17 protein-coding genes and 1 pseudogene are annotated in these 14691 nt (G+C 68.5%); 7 read left to right on the forward strand and 11 right to left on the reverse strand.

Annotated elements, in window-relative coordinates:
• Window positions 1-173 precede the first annotated feature (173 nt).
• The 3 genes from crp to AC3A5T_RS15690 all read left to right on the forward strand — a co-directional run bounded on the left by crp (window position 174) and on the right by AC3A5T_RS15690 (window position 2105).
• A complete protein-coding gene (gene crp, locus AC3A5T_RS15680; protein ID WP_332078732.1) occupies window positions 174-809 on the forward strand; it encodes a cAMP-activated global transcriptional regulator CRP in 636 nt (211 codons plus the stop codon).
• Window positions 810-819: 10 nt separating this feature from the next.
• Window positions 820-1293: a GNAT family N-acetyltransferase gene (locus AC3A5T_RS15685; protein WP_232137971.1), complete on the forward strand. Its 474-nt coding sequence runs from the start codon at window positions 820-822 to the stop codon at window positions 1291-1293.
• Window positions 1294-1355: 62 nt separating this feature from the next.
• Window positions 1356-2105 (forward strand): sulfite exporter TauE/SafE family protein, encoded by a 750-nt coding sequence (locus tag AC3A5T_RS15690; RefSeq protein WP_332078233.1) that lies wholly within the window; start codon window positions 1356-1358, stop codon window positions 2103-2105.
• 4 nt (window positions 2106-2109) lie between these two features.
• On the opposite strand, the gene AC3A5T_RS15695 is transcribed toward AC3A5T_RS15690, so the two are convergent.
• The 10 genes and pseudogenes from AC3A5T_RS15695 to rpe form a co-directional block, all read right to left on the reverse strand.
• Window positions 2110-2838 (reverse strand): haloacid dehalogenase-like hydrolase, encoded by a 729-nt coding sequence (locus AC3A5T_RS15695; RefSeq protein WP_332078731.1) that lies wholly within the window; start codon window positions 2836-2838, stop codon window positions 2110-2112.
• 141 nt (window positions 2839-2979) lie between these two features.
• A pseudogene (gene trpC, locus AC3A5T_RS15700) lies at window positions 2980-3762 on the reverse strand (indole-3-glycerol phosphate synthase TrpC); the annotation flags it as partial.
• A gap of 79 nt (window positions 3763-3841) precedes the next feature.
• Window positions 3842-4228, reverse strand: a complete 387-nt coding sequence (locus tag AC3A5T_RS15705; protein ID WP_487629347.1) for an antibiotic biosynthesis monooxygenase family protein — start codon at window positions 4226-4228, stop codon at window positions 3842-3844.
• Between the two features lie 93 nt (window positions 4229-4321).
• Window positions 4322-5359 (reverse strand): anthranilate phosphoribosyltransferase, encoded by a 1038-nt coding sequence (trpD, locus tag AC3A5T_RS15710; RefSeq protein ID WP_487629348.1) that lies wholly within the window; start codon window positions 5357-5359, stop codon window positions 4322-4324.
• 130 nt (window positions 5360-5489) lie between these two features.
• Window positions 5490-6068, reverse strand: coding sequence for an anthranilate synthase component II (locus AC3A5T_RS15715; RefSeq protein ID WP_487629349.1), 579 nt, complete (start codon window positions 6066-6068; stop codon window positions 5490-5492).
• A gap of 3 nt (window positions 6069-6071) precedes the next feature.
• Window positions 6072-6851, reverse strand: coding sequence for an SIMPL domain-containing protein (locus AC3A5T_RS15720; RefSeq protein WP_487629350.1), 780 nt, complete (start codon window positions 6849-6851; stop codon window positions 6072-6074).
• Between the two features lie 40 nt (window positions 6852-6891).
• Window positions 6892-8376, reverse strand: coding sequence for an anthranilate synthase component I (gene trpE / locus AC3A5T_RS15725; RefSeq protein ID WP_487629351.1), 1485 nt, complete (start codon window positions 8374-8376; stop codon window positions 6892-6894).
• Between the two features lie 147 nt (window positions 8377-8523).
• Window positions 8524-9471 carry a lipid kinase YegS gene (gene yegS, locus AC3A5T_RS15730; protein WP_487629352.1) on the reverse strand — a complete coding sequence of 316 codons (948 nt, stop codon included), beginning with the start codon at window positions 9469-9471 and terminating at the stop codon, window positions 8524-8526.
• Between the two features lie 310 nt (window positions 9472-9781).
• Entirely contained in the window at window positions 9782-10261 is a 480-nt protein-coding gene (rraA, locus tag AC3A5T_RS15735; protein ID WP_487629420.1) for a ribonuclease E activity regulator RraA, read from the reverse strand.
• A 2-nt stretch (window positions 10262-10263) separates the two neighbouring features.
• Window positions 10264-10947: a ribulose-phosphate 3-epimerase gene (gene rpe, locus AC3A5T_RS15740; RefSeq protein WP_487629353.1), complete on the reverse strand. Its 684-nt coding sequence runs from the start codon at window positions 10945-10947 to the stop codon at window positions 10264-10266.
• 272 nt (window positions 10948-11219) lie between these two features.
• On the opposite strand from rpe, the gene AC3A5T_RS15745 reads away from it, so the two are divergent.
• Window positions 11220-12065 carry an outer membrane protein gene (locus AC3A5T_RS15745; RefSeq protein WP_487629354.1) on the forward strand — a complete coding sequence of 282 codons (846 nt, stop codon included), beginning with the start codon at window positions 11220-11222 and terminating at the stop codon, window positions 12063-12065.
• Between the two features lie 298 nt (window positions 12066-12363).
• Here AC3A5T_RS15745 and AC3A5T_RS15750 read toward each other — a convergent pair whose 3' ends face one another.
• Window positions 12364-12705, reverse strand: coding sequence for a J domain-containing protein (locus AC3A5T_RS15750; RefSeq protein ID WP_332078223.1), 342 nt, complete (start codon window positions 12703-12705; stop codon window positions 12364-12366).
• A gap of 111 nt (window positions 12706-12816) precedes the next feature.
• Between AC3A5T_RS15750 and AC3A5T_RS15755 the strand changes: the two genes are divergently transcribed.
• From AC3A5T_RS15755 to AC3A5T_RS15765, 3 genes are all read left to right on the forward strand, one after another.
• On the forward strand, window positions 12817-13713 hold the full coding sequence (locus AC3A5T_RS15755; protein ID WP_487629355.1) for a phosphoribosylaminoimidazolesuccinocarboxamide synthase: 897 nt from the start codon (window positions 12817-12819) through the stop codon (window positions 13711-13713).
• Window positions 13714-13778: 65 nt separating this feature from the next.
• Window positions 13779-14144: a bleomycin resistance protein gene (locus AC3A5T_RS15760; protein ID WP_487629356.1), complete on the forward strand. Its 366-nt coding sequence runs from the start codon at window positions 13779-13781 to the stop codon at window positions 14142-14144.
• A 37-nt stretch (window positions 14145-14181) separates the two neighbouring features.
• Window positions 14182-14676 carry an Mpo1 family 2-hydroxy fatty acid dioxygenase gene (locus AC3A5T_RS15765; protein WP_487629357.1) on the forward strand — a complete coding sequence of 165 codons (495 nt, stop codon included), beginning with the start codon at window positions 14182-14184 and terminating at the stop codon, window positions 14674-14676.
• The last annotated feature ends 15 nt before the right edge of the window (window positions 14677-14691 follow it).

A 14691-nucleotide genomic window follows, 5' to 3' on the forward strand; every position in this document is an offset into this window, starting at 1 on the left:
GGGCGAAACGACGATTATGCGGCAAAGCACCCGTAAGCCGCGACCTTGCCGATCACGCGGGTTTGCCCCGGGCAGCCGGAGCGCCTACTCTGCGGCATTCCCCCGATCCGAAGCCCATGACACCAACACCTGTGGCCCTGATCAATCCTCACGCCCCCCGCCCACCGCACCCGATGGCGCCCACGCCGGCCGCCATCGAGCGCTTTCTCGCCCATTGCCACCGCCGCCGCTACCCGCCGCGCAGCGAAGTGTTCCGTCCCGGTGATCCGGCCGGCACGCTGTACTACGTCGTCAGCGGCTCGGTCAGCATCATCACCGAGGAAGACGACGGTCGCGAGCTGATCCTCGGCTACTTCGGTACCGGCGAGCTCGTCGGCGAGATGGGCCTGTTCATCGAGTCCGACGTGCGCGAGGTCATCCTGCGCACGCGCACGCAGTGCGAACTGGCCGAGATCAGCTACGAGCGCCTGTACCAGCTGTTCGACGGCGTGCTGGCCAATGACGCGACCTCGATCATGTACGCGATCGGCGCGCAGCTCTCGCGGCGTCTGCTCGACACCAGCCGCAAGGCCGGTCGTCTGGCGTTCCTCGACGTCACCGACCGCATCATCCGCACCCTGCACGACCTGACCCGCGAGCCGGAGGCGATGAGCCATCCGCAGGGCACCCAGCTGCGGATCTCGCGGCAGGAGCTGGCGCGGCTGGTCGGCTGCTCGCGCGAGATGGCCGGACGCGTGCTCAAGAAGCTGCAGGCGGAGAACAAGCTGACCGCCCGCGGCAAGACCATCGTGCTGTTCGGCACGCGCTAGGAACACCGGCATGAGCCTCGGACATTTCGGCCCGCGGGGCGACCTGCCCGACGCCGACCTGCGCAGTGCGTCGGTGATCGATGCAGACGACGTGGCTGCGCTGCTGTCGGAGATGGGCTATCCCTGCACAGAGCGCGAAGCCCGCGACCGCATCCGCCTGATCACCGACAACGACCGCCAGGCCCTGGTGGTCGCGCGCAGCGGCGGCCGGGTCTGCGGCCTGATCGCGCTCGATTTCATGTATTACCTGCCGCTCGGCTCGACGACCTGCCGCATCACCGCGCTGGTCGTCACCAGCGATTCGCAGGGCAAGGGCCTGGGCCGCGAGCTGCTCAAAGAAGCCGATCGCCGCGCGCGTTTCGCCGGCGCGGCGCGGCTGGAGCTGGTCAGCGGTTCGCAGCGCGCCGACGCGCATGCGTTCTACAAGGCCTGCGGCTTCTCCGACGGCACCCTGCGTTTCATCAAGCGGCTCGGCGACGCCTGACGGGACACACGTCCCGGTCACGCCGTCCTTGCAGACTGTCCTGACCTTCCGGAGTCTGCGCCATGGAACTCGGCGACCAATTCCTGTTCTTCGTGCTCGTCGGACTCGCCGCGCAGCTGATCGACGGCGCGCTGGGCATGGCCTTCGGGCTGGTGTCGTCCTCGGTGCTGCTGAGCATGGGCGTGCCGCCGGCGGCGGTCAGTGCCAGCGTGCACACCGCCGAAGTGTTCACGACCGGCGCCTCGGGCGCTTCGCATCTGGCGATGCGCAACGTCGACAAACGGCTGTTCCTGCGGCTCGCCCTGCCGGGCATGATCGGCGGCGCGATCGGTGCCTACGTGCTGACGCAACTGCCCGGCGACGTGATCCGGCCTTTCATCTACGCCTACCTGCTGATCCTGTCGATCGTGATCCTGCTGCGCGCGGCCGGCCGGCTGATGCCCAAGCGCGAAGTGCGCCGGGTGCCGCTGCTGGGCTTCTTCGCCGGCCTGCTCGATGCCACCGGCGGTGGCGGCTGGGGCCCGGTGGCCACATCCACCCTGCTCGCCCGCGGCGGTACAGCGCGCACGACGATCGGCACCGTCAACGCGGCCGAGTTCCTGGTCACCGTGTCGATCTCGGTGACCTTTTTCCTGACGATGGGCCTGCAGCACCTCGACGTGATCCTCGGGCTGCTGGTCGGCGGCATGATCGCCGCGCCGCTGGCCGCGCTGTTCGTCAAGCACGTCCGCGAGCGCTGGGTGCTGCTCGCGGTAGGTCTGCTGGTGATGGCGATCAGCCTCTACCAGATCGGCCGCACGCTGCTGGCCTGAGACTTCAGACCGCGGGCGTAGCGATCGGATCGCCGCCGCGGTCGGCGCAGCCCCAGTTGAGCACCGGCGTGCCCGGCGGCAGGGCGCGGCGGAACATGTCGACGTTGGCCGCCTTCGGATTCACCACCACCGGCGCCTTCGCGGCCTTGAGCAGCGGCAGGTCGGCGGAGGAATCCGAATACGCGATGTCGATCGCGCCGTAGCCGCGCTCGCGCAGCATGCGCATCTTCTCCTCGGCGTGGCAGTGGCGCGTGGCGACGACCGCGCCGAACTTCGGGCCGACCGCGGTGCCGATCACCGGCACGGATTCGTGCGCGACGAACGCGAGAATGGCGCGGGCGAGTTCCGGCGGCGCGCCGGTGGCGATGACCACGTTGTCGCCGGCGGCGCGATGCGCGTGCAGCACGTCGAGCGCGATCGGCAGCAGCTTGGGTTTGATCTGCGCGGCGTTGTCGGCGACGTAGCGATCGATGAGCCGGTCCAGCACGCCGCGGCTGTGCAGGCCGACGGTGCCGATCCACACGAATCCGGAAATGCCGTAACGACGCGTCGGCAGGGACGCGATCATCGGCCCGAGCACCGGCGCGGCCAGACACGCCAGCGCGGTGCGCCAGACGCTGCGGGTGATCAGCCAGCGGAACAGATGGGTGCCCGAGTCGCCGTCGTAGAGCGTGTGGTCGAAATCGAAGACCACGGTGCGCACGGTGTCGTTCGCGGCGGTGTCCTTGAGCAGCTGGGCGACGACCGGCGTGCCGGTGTCCGCACCGGCGGTGTCCGTCTCGACCGGTGCCGGCGTCGTCGCGGCGGCGATCGCGATCGCCGAGATGTCGGCGACCGGACGGCTGTCCGTCGTCGTGGGCGCGCCCGGCATCGCGAACAGCGTGCGCAGCGCGGTGCCCGGATCGGGCTCGCGCATGAAGGCCTCGCCGACCAGGAACGCGTCGATCCCGGCCGCGCGCATGCGCGCGACATCGGCGGCGGTGTGGATGCCGCTTTCGGTGACCAGACGACGGTCGCGCGGCACTGCGCTGCGCAGTTCCAGCGTGGTGTCGAGCGAGACTTCGAACGAACGCAGGCTGCGGTTGTTGATGCCCAGCAGCGGCGCCGGCACCTGCAGCGCGCGCTCGAGTTCGTCGATGTCGTGCACTTCGACCAGCACGTCGAGATCGATCGACATCGCCAGTTCGGCGATCTCGACCAGCTGACGGTCGTCGAGCGCGGCGACGATCAGCAGCACGCAGTCCGCGCCGAGTGCGCGCGCCTCATAGACCTGCCAGGGATCGACGATGAAGTCCTTGCGCAGCACCGGCAACGCGCAGGCTGCGCGCGCCTGCACGAGGTAGTCGTCGGCGCCCTGGAAGAAATCGATGTCGGTCAGCACCGACAGGCAGGCTGCGCCGCCGGCCGCGTAACTGCGCGCGATCTCGGCCGGCTGGAAGTCGGCGCGGATCACGCCCTGCGAGGGGCTGGCCTTCTTGACCTCGGCGATCACCGCGGCCTGGCCGGCGGCGATCTTCGCTTCGATCGCGGCGGCGAAGCCGCGCACCGGCGCCGCCGCAGCGGCGCGTGCGGCGATGTCGGCCAGCGGCAATGCGGCACGACGTGCCGCGACTTCTTCGTGTTTGCGCGCCAGGATGCGCTGCAGGACGTCGTTCAAGATCAACACCGTGGGCCAGCGCGACGCGCCGGTCTGGAAGGGCCGCCCACGATAACGCAGGCGACGGTGCCCCGGACCGTCAGACCGGGAACACGGCCCCGGGCGCGTCCACGTCTTCCGCCTCGTCGCCGGCTGCGTCGCGCGACCACGCGTAGGCACGTTCGACGCGCGCGATCTGCAGGGCGTACTCGGTGTACCAGCCGCGCCGGTCCTTCTCGCGGATCACGCCCTGACCGTCCTGCGCGCGCCAGGCGCGGATCGAGGCCTCGTCGGTCCAGTAGCTCAGCGTGACGCCGTCGCCGCTCGCGTCGTCGACCGACTCCATGCCGAGAAAGCCGGGCTGCAGCTGCGCCATTTCGACCATGTCGCGCAGCGCTTCGTTGTAACCGGCCGCGTCCTCGCCATTGCGGCGGTAACGGAGGATGGCGACGTGATACGGGGGACGGGGTAACGCGGGATGACGCATGCAGGGATCGCTTCTTCAACCGAAAGGGCAGCATCCATGCGACCTATTCAGCATACGCGTCCGCCGGGGCCCGGGGAACCAGAAACTTCCGATTCAGCTGCCCACGTGCTGCGTCTGTGCGACGAATGCGTCCAGCCGGCGCAAGGCCTCACCTGATGCGACGGTCGTGCGCGCGAGCGCGACACCATCGGCGATCGACGCCGAGACGCCGGCCACGTACAGCGCCGCGCCGGCATTGAGGCAGACGATGTCCTGGGCCAGCCCCGCGGTGCCGTCGAGCGCCTGGCGCACCAGGGCCTTCGATTCGTCGGCATTCTCGACGCGCAGATTGCGGCTGGCCGCCATGGCGATGCCGAAATCCTCGGGATGGATCTCGTACTCGCGCACTTCGCCGTCGCGCAGCTCGCCGACCAGCGTGCCGGCGCCGAGCGAGATCTCGTCCATGCCGTCGCGGCCCCAGACCACCAGCGCGCGCTGCGCGCCGAGTTCACGCAGCACGCGGACCTGGATGCCGACGAGATCGGGGTGGAACACGCCCATCAGGATGTTCGGCGCACCGGCCGGATTGGTCAGCGGGCCGAGGATGTTGAAGATTGTGCGCACGCCCATCTCGCGACGCACCGGCGCGACCGCCTGCATCGCCGGGTGGTGCACGGGCGCGAACATGAAACCGATGCCGGTCGCCGCGATGCAGCGCGCGACGTCGTCGGGCTGCAGATCGATGCGCGCGCCGAGTGCTTCGAGCACATCGGCACTGCCGGACTTCGACGACACGCTGCGGTTGCCGTGCTTGGCCACCTTCGCGCCGGCCGAGGCGACGACGAACATGCTCGCCGTCGAGATGTTGAACGTGTGCGCGCCATCCCCGCCGGTGCCGACGATGTCGACCAGATGCGCCAGGTCTCCATCCGCGACCGGCACCGGCAGCGCGAACTCGCGCATCACCTGCGCCGCGCCGGCGATCTCGTCGACGGTTTCCTTCTTGACCCGCAGGCCGGACAGGATCGCCGCGGTCATCAACGGCGACACCTCGCCGCGCATGATCTGGCGCATCAGCTCGACCATTTCGTCGCGGAAGATCTCGCGGTGCTCGATGGTGCGTTGCAGGGCTTCGTGGGGGGTGATGGGCATGGGGAGACCGATGGTTCGTAACAGCGAATCTTGATGATGCGTCATCCCGGCGAACGCCGGGATCCAGTGTCTTCCGTGCCGACTTCAAGTCGCTGGATCCCGGCGTGCGCCGGGATGACGGTCGAATGCGTCAGCGCTCGAGGAAGTTCTTCAGCAGCGCGTGCCCATGCTCGGTCAGGATCGACTCGGGATGGAACTGCACGCCCTCGACCGGATGCGTGCGATGGCGCAGGCCCATGATCTCCTCGCGGCTGCCGTCGTCGTGCTCGGTCCACGCGGTGACTTCGAGACAGTCCGGCAGCGACGACTGTTCGACGACCAGCGAGTGGTAGCGCGTCGCCTCGTAGCCATCCGGCAGACCCGCGAACACACCGCGGCCCTCGTGGCGGATCGCCGAGGTCTTGCCGTGCATGATCCGCTGCGCGCGGATCACCTTGCCGCCGTAGGCCTGGCCGATGCTCTGGTGTCCGAGACACACGCCGAGAATCGGCGTCGTCGCGCCGAGGCGTTCGATCAGCTCCAGCGACACGCCGGCTTCGTTCGGTGTGCATGGGCCCGGCGAGATCACGATGCGCTCGGGCGCGAGTTTCGCGATCGCATCGACCGACAACGCGTCATTGCGCTCCACCCGGACCTCGGCGCCCAGCGCCTGCAGATACTGCACGAGGTTCCAGGTGAAGCTGTCGTAGTTGTCGATCATCAACAGCATGGGTCAGTCCGCGAGCAGGAAAATGGCGTAGAGGTGTTCGGCGATGGTGACCGTGCCGACGGCGAGGCTTTCGGGCGTGATGCGGCTGCCGCTGACCTGGATGCGGTCGAACGCAACACCGGGGCTCGCCGCGGGCGGCGGTGATGCGCCGCTGCGCGACGATGGCCACTGCCCGGCCTGGATGCCGTAGGCGAAGCTCGGCGCCACGTCGGACACGCTGTACAGCGAACCCAGGCGCGCACCGTAGCTCGTGGCCAGCAGCGCAGCGGTGTCGCGGGTCTGGCGCATGGCTTCGGCTTTCAGCTCTCCGCGCAGCGCAGCCTCGCCGGAGAACGTCGGCTCGATGCTGCCCAGCTGCACGTCCTCACCGGCGGGCAGCTTCGCGAGAAACGCGCGCGTGGCCTCAGCGTTGGGGAACGTCACCCGCAGCGCACGCGTCGCGCGGATGCCGCGATACACGCGTTTCTGGGATTCGTAGTCGTGCTCGGGTTGCACCGAGAACGTGCTGGCATCGATCGAATCGGCGATCGCCCCACCCGACTTCAACCCGTTCAGCAGTGCGCCGAGGTTCGTCTGCACACGCTCGCGCGCGACCTCGGGCTGCATGTCCAGCGCACTGAGCGTGATCGACACGGTGAACCGGTCGGGCACCACGTCACGCGTCGCCTCGCCCTTGACCAGCAGGTGCGGCAGTGAAGGCAACGCATTGACCTGCGCCGCGGCGAACGGCGCACACACCACCAGCAGCAGACCCGCACATCCGCGAACGAAACATCCTTTCATCGTCGTCTCCCTGATCCATGGTGAAAACAGATGTGACGGCTCACAGCCCCTTCGCCGCCTGCGCGACCGCGCGGAACAATGCGCGACCCTTGTTCATGGTCTCGGCCCATTCCATTTCGGGATCCGAGTCGTAGACGATGCCGGCGCCGGCCTGCACGTAGAGACGGCCGTCCTGGATCACCGCGGTGCGGATCGCGATCGCGGTGTCGGCATCGCCGTGCCAGCCGATGTAGCCGACCGCGCCCGAATAGACGTTGCGCTTGACCGGCTCGAGGCTGCGGATGATCTCCAGCGCGCGCACTTTCGGCGCGCCGCTGACGGTGCCGGCCGGGAACGTCGCGCGCAGCACGTCGGCATAGCTCAGCCCGTCCTTCAGGCGACCGGTGACTTCGCTGACGATGTGCATGACGTGGCTGTAGCGCTCGATGACGAAGCGCTCGCCGACCTCGACCGTGCCCGCGCTCGACACATGACCGACATCGTTGCGGCCCAGGTCGATCAGCATCAGATGCTCGGCACGCTCCTTGGGATCGGCCAGCAGTTCGGCTTCGAGCGCCTGATCCTGCGCCGGCGTCTCGCCACGCGGACGCGTGCCGGCGATCGGGCGCACGGTGACTTCACCATCCTTGAGACGCACCAGGATTTCAGGCGAGGAGCCGACGACCTGGGTGCCGCCGACATCGAGGAAATACATGTAGGGCGACGGATTCAGCGCGCGCAGCGCGCGATAGACGTCGACCGGGCGCGCCTGGAACGGCACCGACATGCGCTGCGACAGCACGACCTGGAAGGCATCACCGGCGGCGATGAATTCCTTGGTCTTCGCGACGGCTTCGATGAAGCCCTCGCGAGTGAAGCCGGACACGAAATCGGACTCGTCGAGCGCAGCGGGCTGCAGCGTTTCCGGATACCCGGCGCCGCCCTGGCGCAGGCGATGCGTCAGCGCATCGAGGCGGCGGTTCGCACGCAGCCAGGCCTGCGGTTCGCGCGTGTCGGCGTGGACCACGAGATACAGCCGGCCCTTGAGGTTGTCGAACACCGCGACCTCGGTGCTCAGCATCAGCAGGATGTCGGGCGTACCGAGTTCGTCGCGCACGTCGGCGCGCTGGCCGCTGCGCAGACGCGGCTCGATGTACTCGATGCATTCGAAGCCGAACCAGCCGACCAGGCCGCCGGTGAACCCCGGCAGGCCTTCGATCTGCGGCACCGAATGCGCGGTGCGCAAACGCTCGACTTCGGCGAACGGATCGTCGACCTCGCGCGTCTCGATGACCTCGCCGTGCTCGCGCACGGTCAACGTGTGGCCGTGGAACGCGTATACGCGTTCGGCCGGCAGACCGATGATCGAATAGCGGCCGAAGCGTTCGCCGCCTTCCACCGATTCGAACAGATAGGTGTGCGGGCCGTCGGCGAGCTTGAGGTAGACCGAGAGCGGCGTATCGAGATCGCTCAGGACCTCGCGGACCACCGGTACGTGGGTGTGGCCTTCAGCGGCGTAGTGCTGGAACTCGGTCTGCGTGATCACGCGGCATTTCCTGGACAGTCGGACGAACGGGGGCGACAGAGGCAGTACGCCACCATCGCCAGCCGGCGTCGGACGAACGGAAATGCGGGAAGGCGGACGCGTGCATGGCGGCTACTGTAGCGGCTCGGCCGCGCGCGCGCGACCGCCTCAGACGACCGGGTGCGGCGACGCGACGAGCAGCGGGCAGTCCTTCGGCAGATGCAGCCGCAGGCGTCCGGGCTGGCAGCTGATCGCGAAGCGCCGCGCGCGCGCGGGCTCGCCGTCGAGGTTGAGCACCAGCGGCGTGTCGGACTCGACGACCAACTCCGTCAGCTGGGTGCGCACGGCCACCTGGTCGAGCGCGGCCACCTTGCCCTCGGTCAGCGCGGTGCGCAGCGTGTTGAGCAGTTCGCCTTCGAGCTCGGGCACGATGGTGACGTCGATCAGGCCGTCGTCGATGCAGGCATCGGGACACAGGGCCTGTCCGCCGCCGGCCTGACGCCCGTTGCCGATGCCCAGCGCGATGAAGCCGCCCTGCCACGCGAAGTCCGGGCCGGTGATGCGCGCTTCCAGCGGCTCGATGCGGCCGAGCCGCGACAGGCCGGTGATGAAATACGCGAGGCCGCCGAGCACCTTCTTCAGCCCCGCATGCGTCTCCACGGTGACTTGGGTGCCGAAGCCGCCGGAGCCGAGATTCGCGCACCAGTGCACACCGTCGTCGGTGTCGATGCGCAGCACGTCGATCGGCACGGCCGGCTGGTCGAGCGCCAGGGTCAGCGCGTCCTCGGGGAGGTTCGGCACTTCGGCGGCGGTGGCGAAATCGTTGGCGGTGCCCAGCGGCAGCAGGGCCAGCGACGGCAGCGCATCGGCATCGGCGGTCTGCGCGGCCAGCACTGAGACCACGGCGTTGAGGGTGCCGTCGCCGCCGGCGGCAATGATCGTATCCACCGATTCCGCCAGTGCCTCGGCGGCGTAGCGCTCGGCGTCGCCGGCTTCCCAGGTCACCCGGACGTCGATGTGGACGCCCCGCGCGCGGAGTGCGGCGACCGCGGTGCGCACGGCCTCGTCGCCCGCGGATTTGCCATTGAGGATCAGGCGCCAGAGCGGTGCAGGCATGCGGAGGGTCGTGCGGGTGGTGGAGGTGGCGCGGAGCGTAGCGGATGCCCGGCGCATCGCCGTTAACCGGCCCTCACGCGTGTCATCAGCCGGTCATCGAGGTCCCGGAGCATGGAAGGCCATAGCAGGGACGACGGGCGGAGGCGGGATCAGCCTCCAGAACAAATGCCGCTTCCGCGCAGCGGAAGTTGCCGAGGCCCCTCTCCCGCGTGCGCGGGAGAGGGGGGAACCGTCCGCGGCGCGGACGGCGGGGTGAGGGCAGCAGCCCGACAATTCCTCGAAATGCGAACAACGCGCGACTGCGCAGCGCTCAGACCAGCGGACGATCCGCCACCAGCACGCCATCCGCATCCGCGGCCAGCCAGTCGCCGGGCCGGATCGTCACACCGCCGAAGCACACCGGCACATCGCGCACGCCCTGCCCGCGCTTGTCGGTCTTCAGCGGCACCGTGCCCAGTGCCTTGACGCCGAGATCGAGCTGACCGATTGCGATGCTGTCGCGGATCGCGCCGTGCACCACCACGCCGGCCCAGCCGTTGGCGACCGCCTGTTCGGCCAGCAGGTCGCCCAGTATCGAGCGGCGCGTCGAACCGCCGCCGTCGATCACCAGCACGCGGCCCGCGCCGGCTTCCGCCACCGCTTCGCGCACGCGCGAGTTGTCTTCCAGCGCGTGCACCGTGCTGACGATGCCGGCAAACGCCACGCGCCCGCCGAAATCGCGCAGCGGCAGATCGAGCACGCGCACCGCATCCGGGTGCGCGTCGCAGAGATCGCAGGTGACGACGTCCACGCTCACGCGCGCAGCGAAGTCGCGCGTGCGATTTCGGCGCGCATCGCGTCGACCACCGCGCGATAGTCCGGCTTGCCGAAGATCGCCGAGCCGGCGACGAAGGTGTCGGCGCCCGCCGCGGCGATCTCGCCGATGTTGTCCGGCTTCACCCCGCCATCGATCTCGAGCCGGATCGGCTTGCCGAGTGCGTCGATGCGCGCGCGCACCTGACGCAGCTTGTCGAGCGTCGACGGAATGAAGGCCTGGCCGCCGAAGCCGGGATTGACCGACATCAACAGCACCATGTCGAGATCCTCGAGCACGTAGTCCAGCACTTCGATCGGCGTCGCCGGATTGAGCACGAGGCCAGCCTGGCAGCCTTCGGCCTTGATCAGCTGGATCGTGCGGTGCACGTGGCGGCTGGCTTCGGGATGGAAGCTGATCAGCGACGCGCCGGCCTTGGCGAAGTCCGGCACGATGCGATCCACCGGTTCGACCATCAGATGCACGTCGATCGGCGCGGTCACGCCGTGCTTGCGCAGCGCCTCGCAGATCATCGGACCGATCGTCAGGTTCGGCACGTAGTGGTTGTCCATCACGTCGAAGTGCACCCAGTCCGAGCCGGCGGCGAGCACGTTGTCGACCTCCTCGCCGAGGCGGGCGAAATTCGCGGACAGGATCGAGGGTGCGATGACGGCGGGCTGCATGTGCGATTCCAGGTCGTGAAGTGGGGCGCGGCATGACGGCCGCAGCGCGACATTCTAAGGGGCGGCGACCGCATTGACCTGCTGGAACACACTGACCGCGCCGGCGCCCGCCTGAATTGAAGCGCCGCATTCATTCACTTTTGCAGAGCGTGCATGCATCCCGATTCACGCCCACCTGCGTATCACTCTCGCGCGGCCGCTTCCCCGGCGACCGTGCCCCGCACCGCGCCGACGCAGTTCGGCCGGCAAAAACAAGAATGGAGAGTGACCCCATGAAGATGATCCACGCCGCATCCGCCAGCATCGCGCTGCTCGCCGCCAGCACCGGCGCCGCATTTGCCCAGTCCACCGACGACACCTGGACCGGCGGCTACGTCGGCCTGTACGGCGGCGTCGTGGACAGCCCCGAAGACAACAGCGACGACCGCTTCGTCTTCGACAACAATCTCGATCGCGTGTACGGCGACACCGTGCGCACCGCCGCCGGCGCCGACGCGTTCTCGCCCGGCTCCTGCAATGGCGCCGCCCAGGGCGCGACCCCGGCCGCAGGCTGCACCAAGAACCGTGGCGGCGCCGATTACGGCGTGCGCGGTGGTTACGACTGGCAGATGGGCAGCTGGGTCTTCGGTGTCGTCGGCGAGTACGGCGCGAACGACGTCCGTGACGCGGTGAGCTCATTCAGCACCACGCCGGCCTATTACACGATGTTCCGCAAGGTCGATCGCGTGGCCGCCCTGCGTCTGCGTTCGGGTTACGCCTTCGGCGCCGACTCGGCGAACCTGATCTACCTGACCGGTGGTATGGCGCACGCCAAGATCGACAACGAATTCACCACCAGCAACGCCGCCAACTCGTTCACCAGCAACGGCGACACCTCCGGCTTCGGCTGGCAGGCGGGCGTGGGTTACGAGCGCAAGCTGGGCGAGAACGTCTCGGTCGGCCTGGAATACCTGTTCACGAGCCTGGAAGCCGACGACCAGCGCGTGCGCACCGGTCCGGGCACCGCGCCTGCGACCAACCCCTTCCTGATCGTCAACCGCGCCGGTACCGACATGCGCCGCAGTGACAAGGACTTCGACTACGGCGCAGCGCGCGCCACGGTCAACTGGCGCTTCTGATCCATCGCGCCTGAGTGATTGCGATACCGAGAAGCCGGCGAAAGCCGGCTTCTTCTTTTTGCGTTCGCAGGATGGGTCGAGCGCAGCGAAACCCATCGCGCTTCGCGCAACGCACGTCGTGTGCGAATCGAGGCGCCAGACAGCGCTCTTCGTCATCCGCCCGAACGTCCATCCGCGACGCACAGCGGTATTCCGCGAACTGATTTCGCGAGCGGCGGGATTGCAATAATGGGCGTCGCTGCGCGCGACCCATCCTACGTCGCGCGATACGCACGCATCCGCGATGTCGCGAGACGCGTCAGCGGCGGGTCTTGCGACCGTCGCGGCCACGACGCAGGCGGTCGTAGGCGGCATTGAGTTCGGCGGCGCGGGCCTCGGCCTGGGCGCGCAGTTCCGGCGCGGCCCCGGCGACGCGGTCCGGGTGATATTGCGAGATCAGCTTGCGATAGGCCTGGTCGATCTCCTCGCGCGTCGCCTCCGGCCCCAGGCCGAACACCTGGTGGTCCTTGTAGCGTCGCGGCGCGAGCCAGCCGGCATCGAAGGCGTGGCCGATGATCGCGCCGATCACGCCGCCGGCCGGGTGGCGCAGCAGCAGCCATCCGGCGATGAAGCCCAGCAATTTTCCGTACCAGCGTTGCATGGCCGACAGTGTAGCCGGCCACGGTGCTGCCGGTGCCCGCGACTCACTGCAAGGCGCTGCGGTTCGCACTACACTTGCCGGCCGCTCGCGATCCACCCGGAAATGTCAACCGTGTCGACGACTCTTCTCGAAGCGAACCTCCCCGGCCTCCACCTGCGTCACCGCGGCAAGGTCCGCGACGTGTTCGACCTCGGCGACGAGCGTCTGCTGATCGTCGCGACCGACCGGCTGAGCGCGTTCGACGTGGTGCTGCCCGACCCGATTCCCGGCAAGGGCGAGATGCTCTGCCAGATCAGCAATTTCTGGTTCGAACAGACCGCGGCGCTGATGCCCAATCACCTGACCGGCATCGATGTCGCCAGCGTGCTGCCCGAGGGCGTCGACCCGGCGCTGTACGCGAAGCGCGCGGTGGTGACGAAGAAGCTCAAGCCGGTCCCGGTCGAAGCGATCGCGCGCGGCTATCTGATCGGCAGCGGCTGGAAGGACTACCAGCGCACCGGCCGCGTCAGCGGCATCGCCCTGCCCGACGGCCTGCGCCAGGCGCAGCGCCTGCCCCAGCCGATCTTCACCCCGTCGACCAAGGCCGCCGTCGGTGACCACGACGAGAACATCGATTTCGACACGATGGTCCGCATCATCGGCGCCGACCTCGCCGAACAGGTGCGCGAGGCCACGCTGCGTCTGTACACGTTCGCCGCGGCCTACGCGGCCGAGCGCGGCATCATCCTGGCCGACACCAAGTTCGAGTTCGGCACCGATGCCGACGGTCGCCTCTACGTCATGGACGAAGTGCTGACGCCGGATTCCTCGCGCTACTGGCCGGCCGATGCGTACGAAGTGGGCACCAGTCCGCCGAGCTACGACAAGCAGATCGTCCGCGACTATCTGGAAACCACCGACTGGGACAAGACCGCGCCCGGCCCGACGCTGCCGGCCGAAGTCATCGAGCGCACCCGCGCCCGGTATGCCGAAGCACTGCAGAAGCTGGCCGACATCTCGATCGACTGAGCGCGCTTCAACGCGCGCGGTGCCGGTAGTCTCGGAAGCTGCTCCAGTCTGGGGATCGCACGCCCATGCAGATCGAATCCGTATCGCCCGTTTTCACGGTGGACGACCTGGCCGCTTCGCTGGACTTCTACGTGCGGACACTCGGCTTCGCGCTGGCCTGGTCCTGGGGCGAACCCCCGCACATCGCTTCGGTCTGCCGCAACGGCGTCGAGATCATGCTCAGCCAGCGCACCGACCCCGGCACACCTGGCGCTGCACAGATCTATCTGGGCGCGTCGGATATCGACGCGTGGTACGACGCGTTGACGTCCGCGGGTGTGGACGTGCGCGTTCCGATCGGTGACCGGCCGTACGGCATGCGCGATTTCAGGATCGTCGATCCCAGCGGGAACGCACTGAGCTTCGGACAGGCGATCACAGGCGTAATCTAGGCACCGACACGACCGGATCGACCCTCGGGAGGGGCAGATGGACGCGACGCACGACGACGCACAGGCGCGTCCGATCGACCGCTGGTTCGCCAGTTACTCGGCCGACCACCGCGACGACACCAACCAGTGGATCCACGTGTTCGCCGTGCCGGCGATCCTGTGGAGCGTGATCGCGCTGCTGTGGTGCATTCCCACCGGCACGTTGTTCAAGCCCGGGTTGTGGGCGGGTCTGGCGATGTTCGGCGCGTGGATGTTCTATTACCGCGCCTCGCGCGCGATCGGCCTCGGCATGCTGCTGGTGTTCGTGGCGATGTCGGCATTGACCTGGTGGCTGCAGCGCGACTTCGGCACGCCGTTCCTGTTCCGGCTGGCGCTGGGCGTGTTCGCGATCGCGTGGGTGGCGCAGTTCGTCGGCCACAGCAAGCTGTTCGAAGGCCGCAAGCCGAGCTTCTTCACCGACCTGCGCTATCTGCTGGTCGGCCCGGCGTGGGTCCTGTCGAAGCTCTACCGGCGGCTGCACCTGACTTATTGAGGCGCCACACGTGCG

This window comes from Luteimonas sp. Soil_C_16 (genome assembly GCF_057657295.1).

What these genes read in the sequence shown, in the direction of transcription:
- AC3A5T_RS15705 (WP_487629347.1), bottom strand. Translation starts at nt 4,228, where the DNA reads ATGCGTCATCCCGCGTTACCCCGTCCCCCGTATCACGTCGCCATCCTC.
- AC3A5T_RS15765 (WP_487629357.1), top strand. Translation starts at nt 14,182, where the DNA reads ATGGACGCGACGCACGACGACGCACAGGCGCGTCCGATCGACCGCTGG.
- trpD (WP_487629348.1), bottom strand. Translation starts at nt 5,359, where the DNA reads ATGCCCATCACCCCCCACGAAGCCCTGCAACGCACCATCGAGCACCGC.
- rpe (WP_487629353.1), bottom strand. Translation starts at nt 10,947, where the DNA reads ATGCAGCCCGCCGTCATCGCACCCTCGATCCTGTCCGCGAATTTCGCC.
- AC3A5T_RS15720 (WP_487629350.1), bottom strand. Translation starts at nt 6,851, where the DNA reads ATGAAAGGATGTTTCGTTCGCGGATGTGCGGGTCTGCTGCTGGTGGTG.
- yegS (WP_487629352.1), bottom strand. Translation starts at nt 9,471, where the DNA reads ATGCCTGCACCGCTCTGGCGCCTGATCCTCAATGGCAAATCCGCGGGC.
- AC3A5T_RS15690 (WP_332078233.1), top strand. Translation starts at nt 1,356, where the DNA reads ATGGAACTCGGCGACCAATTCCTGTTCTTCGTGCTCGTCGGACTCGCC.
- AC3A5T_RS15685 (WP_232137971.1), top strand. Translation starts at nt 820, where the DNA reads ATGAGCCTCGGACATTTCGGCCCGCGGGGCGACCTGCCCGACGCCGAC.
- AC3A5T_RS15715 (WP_487629349.1), bottom strand. Translation starts at nt 6,068, where the DNA reads ATGCTGTTGATGATCGACAACTACGACAGCTTCACCTGGAACCTCGTG.
- AC3A5T_RS15745 (WP_487629354.1), top strand. Translation starts at nt 11,220, where the DNA reads ATGAAGATGATCCACGCCGCATCCGCCAGCATCGCGCTGCTCGCCGCC.
- AC3A5T_RS15760 (WP_487629356.1), top strand. Translation starts at nt 13,779, where the DNA reads ATGCAGATCGAATCCGTATCGCCCGTTTTCACGGTGGACGACCTGGCC.
- AC3A5T_RS15750 (WP_332078223.1), bottom strand. Translation starts at nt 12,705, where the DNA reads ATGCAACGCTGGTACGGAAAATTGCTGGGCTTCATCGCCGGATGGCTG.
- crp (WP_332078732.1), top strand. Translation starts at nt 174, where the DNA reads ATGGCGCCCACGCCGGCCGCCATCGAGCGCTTTCTCGCCCATTGCCAC.